This window comes from Pseudomonas sp. GW823-FHT06B06 (assembly GCF_058795195.1).
In genome coordinates this window covers 1-12,835 of sequence record NZ_JBXAHO010000050.1, presented here as the reverse complement: position 1 = coordinate 12,835, position 12,835 = coordinate 1, and the positions used below count along the sequence as shown (strand labels likewise).

The 12,835-nt window shown below is 61.2% G+C and carries 13 protein-coding genes; 3 read left to right on the top strand and 10 right to left on the bottom strand.

Annotation, left to right across the window (positions count from 1 at the left end; translation table 11 throughout):
• The first annotated feature begins 123 nt into the window (after positions 1-123).
• Positions 124-330 carry a hypothetical protein gene (locus tag AC1Q8Q_RS28965; protein ID WP_033044665.1) on the top strand — a complete coding sequence of 69 codons (207 nt, stop codon included), beginning with the start codon at positions 124-126 and terminating at the stop codon, positions 328-330.
• A gap of 436 nt (positions 331-766) precedes the next feature.
• Here AC1Q8Q_RS28965 and AC1Q8Q_RS28960 read toward each other — a convergent pair whose 3' ends face one another.
• The 5 genes from AC1Q8Q_RS28960 to AC1Q8Q_RS28940 all read right to left on the bottom strand — a co-directional run bounded on the left by AC1Q8Q_RS28960 (position 767) and on the right by AC1Q8Q_RS28940 (position 5,307).
• Positions 767-1,321 carry a nucleotidyltransferase family protein gene (locus AC1Q8Q_RS28960; RefSeq protein ID WP_168757929.1) on the bottom strand — a complete coding sequence of 185 codons (555 nt, stop codon included), beginning with the start codon at positions 1,319-1,321 and terminating at the stop codon, positions 767-769.
• Between the two features lie 68 nt (positions 1,322-1,389).
• Positions 1,390-2,439: an NAD(P)H-dependent flavin oxidoreductase gene (locus AC1Q8Q_RS28955; RefSeq protein ID WP_033043774.1), complete on the bottom strand. Its 1,050-nt coding sequence runs from the start codon at positions 2,437-2,439 to the stop codon at positions 1,390-1,392.
• A gap of 34 nt (positions 2,440-2,473) precedes the next feature.
• A complete protein-coding gene (locus AC1Q8Q_RS28950) occupies positions 2,474-2,863 on the bottom strand; it encodes a tautomerase family protein (RefSeq protein WP_033043775.1) in 390 nt (129 codons plus the stop codon).
• A gap of 128 nt (positions 2,864-2,991) precedes the next feature.
• Positions 2,992-4,509: a CoA-acylating methylmalonate-semialdehyde dehydrogenase gene (locus AC1Q8Q_RS28945; protein ID WP_168757928.1), complete on the bottom strand. Its 1,518-nt coding sequence runs from the start codon at positions 4,507-4,509 to the stop codon at positions 2,992-2,994.
• A 132-nt stretch (positions 4,510-4,641) separates the two neighbouring features.
• On the bottom strand, positions 4,642-5,307 hold the full coding sequence (locus AC1Q8Q_RS28940) for an MOSC domain-containing protein (RefSeq protein WP_033043779.1): 666 nt from the start codon (positions 5,305-5,307) through the stop codon (positions 4,642-4,644).
• Between the two features lie 115 nt (positions 5,308-5,422).
• Between AC1Q8Q_RS28940 and AC1Q8Q_RS28935 the strand changes: the two genes are divergently transcribed.
• Positions 5,423-6,310, top strand: coding sequence for a LysR family transcriptional regulator (locus AC1Q8Q_RS28935; protein ID WP_033043782.1), 888 nt, complete (start codon positions 5,423-5,425; stop codon positions 6,308-6,310).
• 111 nt (positions 6,311-6,421) lie between these two features.
• On the opposite strand, the gene AC1Q8Q_RS28930 is transcribed toward AC1Q8Q_RS28935, so the two are convergent.
• From AC1Q8Q_RS28930 to AC1Q8Q_RS28910, 5 genes are all read right to left on the bottom strand, one after another.
• Positions 6,422-7,441, bottom strand: coding sequence for an NAD(P)H-dependent flavin oxidoreductase (locus tag AC1Q8Q_RS28930; RefSeq protein WP_168757927.1), 1,020 nt, complete (start codon positions 7,439-7,441; stop codon positions 6,422-6,424).
• Positions 7,442-7,444: 3 nt separating this feature from the next.
• Positions 7,445-7,999 carry a cytochrome b gene (locus AC1Q8Q_RS28925; protein WP_168757926.1) on the bottom strand — a complete coding sequence of 185 codons (555 nt, stop codon included), beginning with the start codon at positions 7,997-7,999 and terminating at the stop codon, positions 7,445-7,447.
• 54 nt (positions 8,000-8,053) lie between these two features.
• Positions 8,054-9,727 carry a cation acetate symporter gene (locus AC1Q8Q_RS28920; RefSeq protein WP_083348898.1) on the bottom strand — a complete coding sequence of 558 codons (1,674 nt, stop codon included), beginning with the start codon at positions 9,725-9,727 and terminating at the stop codon, positions 8,054-8,056.
• Positions 9,724-10,038: a DUF485 domain-containing protein gene (locus AC1Q8Q_RS28915; protein ID WP_020800728.1), complete on the bottom strand. Its 315-nt coding sequence runs from the start codon at positions 10,036-10,038 to the stop codon at positions 9,724-9,726. The genes AC1Q8Q_RS28920 and AC1Q8Q_RS28915 overlap by 4 nt, the downstream gene beginning before the upstream one ends.
• Positions 10,039-10,167: 129 nt before the next feature.
• Positions 10,168-11,418 carry an MFS transporter gene (locus AC1Q8Q_RS28910; protein ID WP_492615815.1) on the bottom strand — a complete coding sequence of 417 codons (1,251 nt, stop codon included), beginning with the start codon at positions 11,416-11,418 and terminating at the stop codon, positions 10,168-10,170.
• A 218-nt stretch (positions 11,419-11,636) separates the two neighbouring features.
• On the opposite strand from AC1Q8Q_RS28910, the gene AC1Q8Q_RS28905 reads away from it, so the two are divergent.
• Complete coding sequence (locus tag AC1Q8Q_RS28905) at positions 11,637-12,665, top strand: D-cysteine desulfhydrase family protein (RefSeq protein ID WP_168757925.1); 1,029 nt, start codon at positions 11,637-11,639, stop codon at positions 12,663-12,665.
• Positions 12,666-12,835: the final 170 nt, after the last annotated feature.

Sequence of the window (12,835 nt, the reverse complement as noted above, 5' to 3'; positions counted from 1 at the left end):
CTGGCGTGGGGATTGCACCGGCCCGCGTTAGCCATCGCGAACGACATAAAACTGACGCGATGGCCATCCAATCAACGCTAAAGGACTCCAGCAAAACGCTTGGTCAGTCACCGGAGATGTAACGTGTCAACTCTCAACGAAATCGCAGCGAACCACGCGAGAATGGCTAAGGCAAAGGAACTAGAGTCGACCGGACTGAGCGAGCGACAAGTGCATATTGTGGGAAGCATTGAAATCTCCTCCCCCGTCGAGCAACCGCATGTGCCTTTGCACCTTGTTGCGGCAGCCCAGGACAACAACCTCGTCCAGGTATCGGCCTTTGTAGCCTGACGGCACTCGATGGGAGAAACCACCCAGGCTATTTTTGCTGGATTCTTTTGGCGTACATATCCATTGCTGCGGTAACGGCTGCTTATGGTTTCGCCCTTTCTGCAGGAGCGAGCTCGCTCACGAAAAACCTGAGAGCCCCCGGGGTGTCAGGCTTCCCGCGTCATCGTTGACCTCCATCGCGACGGTGCGACGATTCGACATGCTCGCTCCTACAGGGGTCGTCGCGATGGGCCATCGTGGTTTAACGGGGCGCTCGCGATCAAAAGCAAAGCGAGGCGGCCTGATTTCAAGCGAACACGTTGATCGTTCCCACGCTCTGCGTGGGAATGCCGCCAGGGACGCTCCGCGTTCCGCTGACGACGCATGACCTGAGCCGTGCGCAACAGTGACGCAGAGCGTGGGAACCATCATCGATCACAACGCGGACAGGCACGCCTTACACAACCCTCAACCAAGGCCAGCGAACCTGATAACTCTTCGCCTTCTGCTCAAACAAGTCAGGCCTGGGGTTTGCCGGATTGATACGCAACAAGCCCTGCTCTACATCCGCCAACCCGTAGGGGGCGTAGACCTCGCCGGTGACAACGTCCAGACCAATACAAGTACCCGCCACCAGGTAGCGATCAATCCCGTCCCTGGCCGATTCAAGCCTGGGGTAAGTCCCGCCAAAGCGCTGGTGATACCAAAGGTGCACGCGCGCCTGATTCTTGAGCTCGACGTTGACCCCAAGGTCCTGGAAGACATCTTGAGCCCGCTGGATAACCTCGTTCTCGGCCTCCCAGGACAGGTCGGGGTCAAAGTAGAAAACGTCGTAATCCTTGATGCCCCAGCCAGGATCTCGTTGTGCCTTTTGATTCCATACCGCCTGGAACAGGCAACCTGCCGTGAGCATGCATTGATCAAGTCCAAGCGCTGGCAAGCGTGAGGACAATTGCACGTTGATCGGGTTGGTCATTGCGATGCCAACCAGTTTTTCGGCCGTCAATGTCATGGTTCTTCCCTTGCAAACCGATTCAGTCCCGGCGCCCAAGTTACAACAAAACCATGACAAGCCCGCACTCAGGATTGCATCTCGGCCGCGAGCAGCTTCACCAACGCCGCGGCCGGCAGTTCCCGAGCCAATGGTGCCCCCTGCCCAGCCCATTGCACGGCGAAATCGCTATTGGCCCGGGCCGCTGCCGCGGCATTAAGCGCCTTGTTGGCGTCATAGGTGAGCGGGTAGTCCGGCATTTCGATGCCTGCCCCTTCGAGGCTGGTGAAGTTGCGATTGACCATGCCCCGGGCCGGGCGGCCGGAAATGACGCTGGTGACGTGCGTCTGATGCGCGCGCGGGCCTTTGAGCGCTTCGCGGTAGGCACCGTTCGCCGACGATTCCGGGCAGAGAATGAATGCCGTGCCTAACTGCGCGGCACTGGCGCCCAACCGCATGACCGCGTTAATGCCTGCGCCGTCCATGATGCCGCCCGCGGCAATCAATGGCAGACGACAGGCATCGACCAGTACACGCACCAAAGCGCAGGTGCCCATCTGCAAATCCTGCCGCGGATCGAAGACCCCGCGATGCCCACCCGCCTCGTAACCCTGTGCCACCAGGGCATGCACCCCCGCGTCCTGCGCCGCCAACGCTTCGGCAAGGCTGGTCACGGAACACAGCAGCAGAATGCCAGCGGCCTTGAGTGCATCGATGGCCGGTTGTGGCGGCAGGCCAAAATGGAAGCTGACCACCGCCGGTTTTTCTTCCAGCAGCATCTGCAGCATGTCGGCATCCTCGACGAACGAGGTGTAGATTTCCCGCAGCGACACCGGTGTCTCGGCGCCAAACTCGGCGAAAAACCCTGCCAGAAATTGCAACCACCTGGATTCCCGCAAGGTGTCCCGGACAGCCGGCTGGTGACAGAACACATTCACATTGAAGGGTTTGTCGGTATGCGCCGCCGTCTCGCGCAGCAGGGCCCGCGCCTGCTCGACGTTGCTCGCGCCAATGCCGATGGAACCCAGCCCGCCAGCATTGGACACCGCCGCCGCAAGACGGGGTGTGGAGACGCCCACCATCGGCGCCTGAATGATCGGCCATTGGATGTTCAATAGGGACAACAGTGGATTGGACATGGCAGCACCTGGGCCTGATGAATGAAAGTGAACGCTAGAGCTCTGCAGTCAGAAATTGCGCGCGGCCACGACCGAACGACCAGTCCGCGTCGGTGTTCTCCACCAGTGAAACGATCAGGTCGTCAGGCGACAGGCCGCACTCGGCGTGCAGCTGCTCGGCCAGCAAGCGGTAGAACGCGACTTTTTGCTGCTGGGGGCGCGGACGCGAAATCAGCGTCAGCAACACCACATTGTCCGATCGCGAGTAACCCAACCCCGTGTCGTGCAGTACCAACTCCCCCGGCCGGTGTTGCGTCACGCTCTGGTAGCGATCACTAGCGGGCACCTCGAACGCCTGGACCATGGCCTGATGCGCCACCTCCAGCAAAGTGCGCAGCTGTTCGTCGCTACGGCCTTGAATGATGTCGAACTTGAGCAATGGCATCGCGGTTTACCTTGGGCAAGAAAATGGGAGCAAGCCGCCGTTGAGAAAAGGCACAGCCGCCCCCTGGGACAATGGACAGCGTGCAAGCCCGCGCCTGCACACCCTCCAACCCGAAAGCGCGTGAAGGTCTACTTGGAGGTCGGCATGGCAAACTCGGCGCCCTTGGCAATGCTGTTCGGCCAGCGCTGCATGACCGATTTCTGTTTGGTGTAGAAACGCACGCCCTCTTCGCCATAGGCGTGCATGTCACCGAACAGCGAGCGCTTCCAGCCACCGAAGCCGTGCCACGCCATCGGCACCGGAATCGGCACGTTGATGCCGACCATGCCCACCTGGATGCGGGTCGCGAATTCACGGGCGATATGACCGTCGCGTGTGTAGCACGCGGTGCCGTTGCCGAATTCGTGGGCATTGACCAGATCGACCGCCTCGGCGAAATCCTTGACCCGTATGCACGCCAGCACCGGACCGAAGATTTCCTCCTGGTAGATCTTCATCGCGGGGGTGACATGGTCGAATATTGTGCCACCGAGCCAGAAGCCCCCGGCGCAATCGGCGCCGGCCTGCGAGCCATCGAAGTCACGGCCGTCGACCAGCATCTCGGCGCCTTCAGCGATGCCTTGCTCGATGTAGCCGGTGATGCGCTGGTGCGCCACGCGCGAAACGATTGGGCCCATTTCGGCGGCCAGGTTCATGCCCTCGAGGATCTTCAGCGTGCGGGTGCGTTCCACCAGTTTCGGGATGACCTTGTCGGCCACATCACCGACAAACACCGCTACCGAGATCGCCATGCAGCGCTCGCCGGCAGAACCGAAAGCCGCCCCGATCAGCGCATCGACCACCTGCTCGACGTCGGCATCAGGCATCACCACCATGTGGTTCTTCGCCCCGCCCAACGCCTGCACACGCTTGCCGTGGCGAGCACCGGTCTCGTAGATGTAGTTGGCGATTGGCGTGGAGCCGACAAAGCTCACGGCCTTGACTTCAGGGTGATCGAGCAGCGCATCCACCGCTTCCTTATCGCCCTGCACCACGTTGAACACACCGTCCGGCAACCCGGCTTCCTTGAACAACTCGGCGATCAGCAGCGAGGGCGAAGGATCGATCGGGCTCGGCTTGAGCACGAAGGTGTTGCCGCAGGCGATGGCCACCGGAAACATCCACATCGGCACCATCACCGGGAAGTTGAAGGGCGTGATACCGGCCACCACGCCCAGGGACTGGCGCAGGGTCCAGTTATCGATGTTGGTCGAGACTTGCTCGGTGTAGTCGCCCTTGAGCAATTGCGGGATGCCGCAAGCGAACTCGACAACCTCGATGCCGCGCGTCACTTCGCCCTGGGCATCGGTGAAGACCTTGCCATGTTCGGTGGTGATCATCCGGGCCAGGGTGTCGCGGTGCTCGTTGAGCAGCGCGAGGAACTTGAACAGAATGCGCGCGCGGCGCAGCGGCGGTGTCGCCGACCAGGCGGGAAAGGCGACGGCGGCCGACTGCACCGCGGCGTCGACGTCCGAGGCACTGGCCAGGGCCACCTTGCCGATCACCACACCAGTGGCGGGGTTGGTGACGTGCTGCGAGCGACTGGAAGTGCCGGGTGTCAGGCGACCGTGAATATAGTGTGCGATGTCTGCAGGCTGGGTACTCATGGCGGGTTGTCCCCTGGTGGTGGATAAGAGCCATCTCTTGTTGTTGTCAGGCCGGGGCGTTGAGCGCTCCCGACATGGCCAAGGTAGGCCCGCCGACAAATCATGTAAAATGATGATTAATGATCTTATGGATCATATTTTATGAAGCAGCCATTTCGCCCGCTCGCCCAGGCGGCGCTTCCAGTCCGCGGCCAGGCCGACGCTGTCCGCCAGCGCGAGCAAATCGTCGATCAGCGGCCGGTGCGCCAATTGCACCTGCCAGAACTGGTCGATGGAAAACCGTTCGTTATGCCGTTCCAGCAATTCAATGCGGTCCCCCGCTTGCAGCCAGCCCGGCTCGAGCACCCGGTAATACCAGCCGGTGATTCGTTCCCGGGCGACGAACATCGACATGTGCTCGGCATCGAAACGATGGTTGATCTTCCAGCAGGGACTGCGCGGCTGGGAGACCTGCAGCAAGCTGCTGCCGATGCGGAACACGTCGCCGATGTGCACGTTGAGCTCCGAAAGCCCGAATGCGCAAATGTTCTCCCCCAGGCTCCCCGCGACCAGATGCGCGGCACTGGGCGCAAAGGCCTGCGCCAGACGCTGGTAGTTTTGCGCCGCATACTGATGCACGGCTTTTTCCGGCCCGCCGTGCACCCGGGTGTCGCCGTGCTGGTCGCCGACGATCCCCTGTAACTCCACGCGCACCGGGCCTGCCTGGCGTTGCTTGAAGATGCCCGTGCGCTGCCCTTCAGGCTGCAATACCGCCAGGCCTCCAGCGAAGACATGGTCGATTGTCGAAATCAGTGTCATGGGCCGACCTTCACTCATCAGGGGGTTTTAGTCACTTTACTAATCACCAGAAATGGCCGTAAAGTGATCGTTAAGCATGTCTGCGATCACTTCTACTGATAGATGGTGACAACAAATGGAAATGCGCCAACTGAAGATTTTCTGCGCCGTGGCCGAACTGGGCAGCTTCACCGCCGCCGCGTTGCAGGTGAATACCGTGCAGTCCAACGTCACCATGCGCGTCAAGGAACTGGAAGCCGAACTCAATCGCGAACTGTTCATCCGCAAGAAATCAGGCGTGGTACTCACCTCGGCGGGCGAGACCTTTCTCGGTTATGCGCGGCGCATCCTGCAACTCACCGACGAGAGCCGCAGCGCCCTGATGGACACCGGCAGCCCGAGCGGCCTGCTCAGGCTCGGCTCGATGGAGACCACCGCTGCCATTCGCTTGCCGCAAGTGCTGACCCGCTACCGCGAGCAGTATCCCGACGTGCAGTTGTCGTTGCTCACCGGCACCACGGTCGAGTTGATCAAGGCCATTGAAGCCCATCGCCTCGACGGTGCCTTCGTCGGCGGCTTTCACCAGAACTCGGCGCTGGCCCAGGAAGAGGTGTTTTGCGAAGAGTTGGTGCTGGTCAGCAGCAGCCAGTTCGAAACGTTGCCGGCGTTGATCGAGAAAATGCCCCAGCAGACCGTGCTGGTGTTCCGCACCGGCTGCTTCTATCGCTCGACCCTGGAGAACTGGTTCTACCAGGTGGGTCTTGTGCCCAACCAGATCATGGAACTGGGCACGCTCGACGGCATCCTGTCGTGCGTGGCGGCGGGCATGGGCGTGACCCTGTTGCCCAAGGCCATCGCAGAAAACTGCAGCGTGCGCCATGCCATCCGCTGCCACACCCTGCCAGCGGAATTCGCCAATGTCTCCACGGTGTTCATCCGCCGCAACGACACGATGATCACCTCGGCGATGAGCGCGTTCATCGGCCTGGCGCAACAACAGATCGCCCGGCCGGCGGTGGCTTGAACTACATCGGCAACCACTGTGGGAGCGAGCCTGCTCGCGAAAGCGGTGGTTCAGTCGACATCCATTCTGGATGTGCTGTCGCCTTCGCGAGCAGGCTCGCTCCCACATGGTTCACTGCCAGCCGAGTGTCCTTCTCTGCTCGTTCAGGAACCGTCCTGTCGCAGCGTAGTCCGTGACCTTTCTCTCGGTTACAGACAACTGATCCAGCCCGCACGCCAGCTCCGCCACCCGCTCGGCCGCCGGCACGACACTGTGGATCTTGCCCACCCCCTGCCCCGCATACAGCGACAGCTTCTGCGCCATCCGTGGCTTGTCAATCGCCCGGGCCCCGCCGCCGATAAAGCGCAGCAGATTCCACTTGTCCCGATTGGGAATCACCCGGTGCGGCGTGCCGTAGGTCCAACCGAACGAATAGCCGGTGCGGTACTCCGTGTCATCGGTAGTCGCCTCGACAATCTTCTTTTTGTACAGCGGATGGGCGTTGGACTCGTCGGTGGCAATGAACGCCGTGCCCACCACCACCCCTGACGCGCCGAGCGACATCAGTGCGCGCACATCATCGCCGTGGACGATACCGCCGGCCGCCAGCACCGGCTTGCCCTCGGCGACGGCCAGGATCGACGTCAACAACGGCATGATGCCGATCGTGCCGCGATTGAGGTGCCCACCACTTTCACTGCCCTGGGCAATGATGATGTCCGCGCCCTGGGCGATGGCGATGCGAGCCAGCTCCACCGACCCCGCTTGCACCATCACCAGCAGCCCGGCGTCTTTCGCCCGGGGAATCATGTCGGCGGCATATTTCTCGGCATAGAACAGCGACAGCAATCTGGGCTTTTGCTTGAGGATCACCTGGAACTGCGCTTCGAACACATCCGGCCCGCCGAACTGCGGCACCAGGTTCACCCCGAAGGGCTGGTCGGTCAGTGCCCGTGTTTCCTCGATCCAACGACGCAAGGCCAAAGGTGGCAGGCGCAAGCCACCGAGCACGCCCATGCCCCCGGCGTTGGCCACGGCCCCGACCAGTTGCGGGCCGGAAATGGCGGCCATGCCGCCGAGGAAGATCGGGTAGTTCACGCCGCAGAGCCGGGTGACGACATTACCCGAAAAAACGTTTTTGTCCTGTTTCATGACTCACAGCTCCACATGTTTGCCAAGCATCCGCTTGAGCGTGTTGTTCTTCAGGAGAAAGTGATTTTTCGCGGCACCGAAAACATGCAGCGCGAGCCCTGCGAGGAACGCGGAGGCGCCAATGGCGAACAGCACATCGACCACATGCTTCAAGGTGGGGTTAACCGGCAGGAGCGACGGAATCCATAATCCGCCGGGCAGTTGCAGCACCTCGCCGGCGGCGGCCCGCGAAGCCCAAACCGCGATCGGCAACAGCACCATCGCCAAGGCCAGCGACACCGCCACCGAACGGCTGATGATCACTTCGATCGGGTTCGGCGTGCCTACCGGCAGCGGATGATAGGAGGTGATCCGCGCCCAGAACCGGTAGGACGAGACGAGGAACAGAATCAGCCCCAGCAGGTTTTGTACCCGGACAAGCGCCAGTTGCTGCGCCTCGCTGGAGGCGTGGCCGATCCACAGTTGCAGGCCGAAAATCGCCAGCAGCGAAATCGCCACGACCCAGTGCAGGGCAACGGTGATGGGTGAAAATCTCAGGCCATTGTCGCGTAGTTGCATGGCTGACTCCTTTTACAGAATGCGCAAATCAGGAAAGGATGGACCGCGAAGGTCTTAGTGGTTGACCGCCTGCGCGGCGCCGAGCCCGGTCTGGGCGCGGATCAACTGATCATCGAAACGCTCGCGCTCGAGCACCGCGCCACGGCTGCGGTCAGTCACCGAGCCCAGCCAGGTGAACAGGAATGCCACGTTCATCGAGATGATCGCCGGGTAGTCATAGGGGAAGATCGCCTCGGCATTGCCCAGCACCTTGACCCACACCGCCGGCGAAAGAATGACCAGCCCCACCGCACTCACCAGCCCGGCGACACCGCCAATCAGCGCGCCCCGTGTGGTCAACCCTTTCCAGTACATCGAAAGCACCAGGATCGGGAAGTTGACCGAGGCCGCCACGCCGAACGTCAGCGCGACCAGAAAGGCAATGTTCTGATCCTTGAACAGAATCCCCAGCACCACCGCGACGATGCCAATGCCCACCGAGGCAATGCGCGAAACGCGGCGTTCGTCCTTGGCTTCGGCCTTACCCTTCCTGACCACCATCACGTACAAGTCATGGGAGATCGCCGATGTGCCGGCCATGGTCAGCCCCGACACCACCGCCAGGATCGTCGCGAACGCCACGGCGGAAATGAAGCCCAGCAACAGGTCGCCACCCACGGCTTTGGCCAGGTGCATCACCGGCATGTTACTGCCGCCGATCAGCTTGCCCGCCAGATTGCCGGACTCGTAGAAGGCCGGGTCTTGCCCGACGATCACGATGGCCGCCAGGCCCAGCACGCCCACGATCAGGTAGAAAAAGCCGATGAAGCCCGTGGCGACGAACACCGATTTACGCGCCTGCCTGGCGTCCGGCACGGTGAAGAAGCGCATCAGGATATGCGGCAGCCCTGCGGTGCCAAATACCAGTCCCAGCGCCAATGAGATCAGCGACAGCGGGTCGGCCACCAGTTTGCTCGGCAGCAGGATCCGCTCGCCATCACGGTGCGCGGCCACGGCTTTTTCAAACAACAGGTCGAAGGAAAAGCCGAACTTGCTCAGCGCCAGGAATGCCAGCAGCGTCCCGCCCACCAGTAGCAAACCGGCCTTGATGATTTGCACCCAGGTGGTGGCGACCATGCCGCCGAAGGTGACGTAGACCGCCATCAACAGCCCCACGGCAACCACCGCATAGTTGTACGGCAGACCGAACAGCAGTTGGATCAACTGCCCTGCTCCCACCATCTGGACCACCAGGTAAAAGCACACCACCGTCAACGAACCGAAGGCCGTCATCGTGCGGATGCGGTTTTGATCGAGGCGGAATGAAGCGATATCGGAGATGGTGATACGCCCCAGGTTGCGGATGCGCTCGGCGAACAGAAACAACAGCAAGGGCCAGGCAACAAAGAAGCTGATCGAGTACAGCACGCCATCGAAGCCGTTGAAGAAGATCATGCTGGTGACCCCCAGCAACGCCGCCGCCGACATGTAGTCACCGGCCAGTGCCAACCCGTTCTGGAAGCCGCTGATGCCACCGCCGGCGGTGTAGAAATCATCCATGGATCGGGTTTTTGAGGCGGCCCAGTACGTGATGCCGAGGGTTGTCACGACGAAGACCAGGAACATGCTGATGGCGGTGATGTTGATCGGCTGTTTCTCGACGCCCTGGATGACGTCACCGGCCATGGCGCGAGCCGCAAATACACAGAGCAGGACGGGAAGGATGAGGTTCATGAGGAGGCGCTTCATACGATGCCCCCCGCGCGGATTTCTGCGGTCAGGTCATCGAATTCACCATTGGCGCGATGGATGTACAGCCCGGTGAACAACCAGGCCCCGACGATGAACACGGCACCTAAAGGCCAACCGATACTGATGATGCTGGTCGCGGAAAGTTTCGTCGCCAGCAACTGGGGCGCGAAGGCGGCAACGAGGATGAACGTGAAGTACGGGACAAGGGTTGCCGCGGTCAGGCTGGCGACGAACGTTCGCTGCCGCGAGACCAGCTCCTTATACCGGGGATGGTTGCGGATTCTGGCTGATTCGGTTGCATGGTTCACGTTGACTCCGTGTAGCAGTGGTAGCGTTATTGTTGTTCCACAGCCTCAGATTCAGACTCGATCCGCCACTGGCTGCGGTATCTGTGCCCCTTAAACCTATGCCCGGCAGATGATCATGTAAAATGATCATTAATGATCCGGCTGATCGCTTTTGGTGAATTTACTACTTTGGATTCCCGCTTCACTTCTCACCCAGCCATTGATTCCGGCGCACAACACCAGCAGCGCGGCAGTCACCAGGAACACGTGGTGCAACCCGAAATGGGCGCCGATCTGGCCACCGATCAGGGGCCCGATCACCTGCCCGGAGAACTGTGCCGATTGCAGATAGCCAAGGATTCTTCCGCTGTCGTGGTCCTCGACCGATTGCCGGATCAGCTTGGCAATCGCCGGCAGCAGCCCGGCTATGGTCATGCCCATCAGGGCGCGCAACACTGCCAGTTGCCACCACTGCGTAACGAATGCCTGGGGCACCATGACGATGGCCGTCAGCACCAGGCATCCGATGATCACATTCCAGCTGCCGACTCGATCGGCCAGTGCCCCCAGCCTGGCGGCAGTCAGGATGCTGCCCAGCGCCGAACAGGCCATTACCACGCCGGCAATCTGCGCCTGATCATCAAGGGCCACGCCCAGATGACCGATGTAGACAGTGATGATCGGTTCGATCGACATGTTGGCCAGCAGCACCATCATTGCCGTCATCAGCAGTGCGCCAATGATCGGCCACCGAGAACCGGCACCTTCGACCGGGATTTTTTTGGCGCGTCGGGCCCCGTCCGAACTACGATCGAACGACTCACGAATCAGCACGATGGTGGTGATCGCCGCCACGGCGATCATCGCGCCGCCAACAAAAAAAGTGCCACGGATACCTACCCACTGCGGGAGGAATCCACCTACCAGCGGCCCGATCAAATTGCCGGACAACGCCCCCGTCGACAGCACGCCCAGTGCCCAACCGGCCTTTTCCCGTGGCACCTGGGAACCGATCATCACGATCGAAGCCGAGGCATAACCGCCGATGAGCCCGGCGATCAGGCGCAGCGCCACCAGATCGGTAACGTCCCGCGCCAGCCCGATCAGCGACATCACGATCGCCATGCCGATGGCCGCGCGGACCAGCATCGGTTTACGCCCAATACGATCAGCCAAGCGGCCCCAGAGCGGTGCAGTGATCGCCGTGCCAAAGAATGTCGCGCCGAACGCTACCGCGGACCACTGCACCACATCGGCCTGCTCAGTGACGCCCAGTTGCTGCACATAGAGCGGCAGGAACGGCAACAGCATGCTCAGGCTCACCAATGTGGTGAACGAGCCGAATACACAAACAGCCAGGTTGCGACGCCAATAGGCAAGATTGCGCTCGGCATAATTCATGGGACCAGGTACTCCGCAGGCGAATGCGGCAGACCTTATCTCGCGTCAATATATCTCGTGAAACGATTTATCAAGATCGATGACATCTGTATTAGAGATGCACGCATTCATTACACGGTGTATCAACTGTAATTCCTTGCCGGTGGTATATCTTCGAACCAGAGCTTTTTACAGTGGTCGATGGCGTTCAAATTCCTTCACTCCACGAGCGAACCTTCATGCCCCACGACTTGAATCATCTTGATGCCGCGCTGGCCGCCTACCCACGGGTCGCACTGCTCGAAGGCCCGACCCCGATACAGAAACTGTCCCGCTTGAGCGACTTGCCCGAACTCAATGGCTGTCAGCTCTACGTCAAGCGCGACGACCTGACCGGTCTTGGCGGCGGTGGCAACAAACTGCGCAAACTGGAGTTCCTGCTCGGCGAAGCCTTGGCCGAAGGCGCCGACACACTGGTGACCTGGGGCGGTTTGCAATCCAATCACGCACGACTGACCGCGGCCGTGGCGGCCCGTCATGGCCTCGCCTGCGAGCTGATCCTGACACCCTCGGCCGTGCGCACCGATGACGACTTTTGCCACAACGGCAATGTGCTGCTGGATGCCTTGTTTGGCGCGAAGGTCCATCGGCTGGCTCGGGGTGTCTTGCCCGATGCCTACGCGACGCAGTTGGTCGACACGCTCAAGGGCCAAGGCAAGAGGCCCTTCGTGATGCCCCTCGGCGGGTCCAGCCCTCGGGGCAGCCTGGGTTATGCCGCCTGCGCAGGCGAGATCCTGCGCCAGGCGGAGGCGCTGGATATGCATTTCGAGCAAATCATCGTGCCCAATGGCAGCGCCGGCACGCATTCAGGGTTATTGGCCGGCGTCACCCTGGCTGGCGCCTCGACGCAAATCCTCGGCTACTCGGTGCTGGCGACGGAGGAACAGGCCACGACCACGACCCTGCAAAAAACCCGACAGGTCCTACAGCTACTTGACCGGTCCACGACGCTGGCCGACCACTCGATTCGCGTGGATGGCAGCCAACGCGGAGATGCCTATGGCGCGCCGACCGAAGCGATGCTCGAAGCGGTACGCCTGCTGGCGTCCCAGGAAGGCTTGCTCACCGATCCCGTCTACGGTGGCAAGGCTTTCGCCGGGATGCTCGCGGCTGTACGTCGGGGTGATTACCCGGCGGGCAGCAATCTGCTGTTTGTGATGACCGGCGGCATGCCTGGTCTGTTTGCCTACCGGAGCGCCTTCGAGTGAGGGTCACGCCGCAGCTATAGGGTTTCGACATTCAGGTACAACCGTAAAAGTCAGGTCGGCTGTCAGGCCGCCTCGCTTTGCTGTTGATCGCGAGCGCCCCGTTAACCACGATGGCCGAACGCAGGCATTGCGCAGTGGGGAAACCGGCAGGACGCCGGTTTAGCCGCGCT

Bases quoted from the DNA above. Each gene is read 5' to 3' on its own strand.
- AC1Q8Q_RS28925 (WP_168757926.1), bottom strand. From the start codon at position 7,999: ATGCAACTACGCGACAATGGCCTGAGATTTTCACCCATCACCGTTGCC.
- AC1Q8Q_RS28950 (WP_033043775.1), bottom strand. From the start codon at position 2,863: ATGCCATTGCTCAAGTTCGACATCATTCAAGGCCGTAGCGACGAACAG.
- AC1Q8Q_RS28920 (WP_083348898.1), bottom strand. From the start codon at position 9,727: ATGAAGCGCCTCCTCATGAACCTCATCCTTCCCGTCCTGCTCTGTGTA.
- AC1Q8Q_RS28930 (WP_168757927.1), bottom strand. From the start codon at position 7,441: ATGAAACAGGACAAAAACGTTTTTTCGGGTAATGTCGTCACCCGGCTC.
- AC1Q8Q_RS28935 (WP_033043782.1), top strand. From the start codon at position 5,423: ATGGAAATGCGCCAACTGAAGATTTTCTGCGCCGTGGCCGAACTGGGC.
- AC1Q8Q_RS28940 (WP_033043779.1), bottom strand. From the start codon at position 5,307: ATGACACTGATTTCGACAATCGACCATGTCTTCGCTGGAGGCCTGGCG.
- AC1Q8Q_RS28955 (WP_033043774.1), bottom strand. From the start codon at position 2,439: ATGTCCAATCCACTGTTGTCCCTATTGAACATCCAATGGCCGATCATT.
- AC1Q8Q_RS28905 (WP_168757925.1), top strand. From the start codon at position 11,637: ATGCCCCACGACTTGAATCATCTTGATGCCGCGCTGGCCGCCTACCCA.
- AC1Q8Q_RS28945 (WP_168757928.1), bottom strand. From the start codon at position 4,509: ATGAGTACCCAGCCTGCAGACATCGCACACTATATTCACGGTCGCCTG.
- AC1Q8Q_RS28960 (WP_168757929.1), bottom strand. From the start codon at position 1,321: ATGACATTGACGGCCGAAAAACTGGTTGGCATCGCAATGACCAACCCG.
- AC1Q8Q_RS28910 (WP_492615815.1), bottom strand. From the start codon at position 11,418: ATGAATTATGCCGAGCGCAATCTTGCCTATTGGCGTCGCAACCTGGCT.